The sequence below is a fragment of the Burkholderia sp. 3C genome (genome assembly GCF_054589155.1).
Genome location: NZ_BAAILN010000065.1, coordinates 1 through 770, shown reverse-complemented (window position 1 = coordinate 770; position 770 = coordinate 1). Strand labels below are relative to the sequence as shown.

Below are 770 nucleotides of genomic sequence, written 5' to 3'. Positions count from 1 at the left end.
CGCTCGCGCTGCGGCGCGACCGGCCGACCCCGGCTTCCATCTCGTCGATGTCGTCGAGCACGCGCACGCAGCGTTCGTAGTAGGCGCGCCCGTCGTCGGTGAGCCGCACGCTGCGCGTGGTGCGATTGAGCAGGCGCACGGCCAGATGTGCCTCGAGCGATTGCACGAGGCGCGACACCGAGGGCGCGGGCAGGTTCAGCGCCAGCGCCGCCTTCGAGAAGCTGCCGGTGTCGACCACCTGCACGAACACCTTCATGGCGAACAGCCGGTCCATTTTCGTTTTCCCCGACGCGAACGAGCGGCGATTATGTCACTTTCCGCTAATACGCTCCGAGCGTTTCCGTCATCGATCTTCGCGCGCCCGGCCCGCATGCTCGGGCTTTCCGTCCTCGACGAGATCGACCATGACCTCCCCCTTGTTCCAGCCTTTCGACCGCGCTCGGCTTGCGCTGCGCAACCGTATCGTGATGGCGCCGATGACGCGCCGGCGCAGCCCCGGCGGCGTGCCCGGCGCCGACGTGGCCGCCTATTACCGCAGCCGCGCGGCCGGCGGCGTGGGCCTGATCGTGACCGAGGGCGTGACCGTCGATCGCCCGGCCGCGTCGTTCGACGCGAACATTCCGAACCTGCACGACGCCGCGAGCCGGGCCGGCTGGCGTGCGGTGGTGGACGGCGTGCACGCCGAAGGCGCGCGCATCGCGGCCCAGCTCTGGCACGTCGGCCTGCAGCGCGGGGCCGGCGCCGGCCCGCATTCCGACGCAATCAGCGAG

At 70.8% G+C, this 770-nt stretch carries 2 protein-coding genes; one reads left to right on the top strand and one right to left on the bottom strand.

Annotation, left to right across the window (positions count from 1 at the left end):
• Positions 1–274: LysR family transcriptional regulator (locus tag ACYP33_RS10180; protein ID WP_459621403.1), on the bottom strand; the 274-nt coding region annotated here is incomplete at its 3' end.
• A gap of 130 nt (positions 275–404) precedes the next feature.
• On the opposite strand from ACYP33_RS10180, the gene ACYP33_RS10175 reads away from it, so the two are divergent.
• Positions 405–770, top strand: a 366-nt coding sequence (locus ACYP33_RS10175) for an oxidoreductase (RefSeq protein WP_459621401.1), incomplete at its 3' end; no start/stop codon positions are given.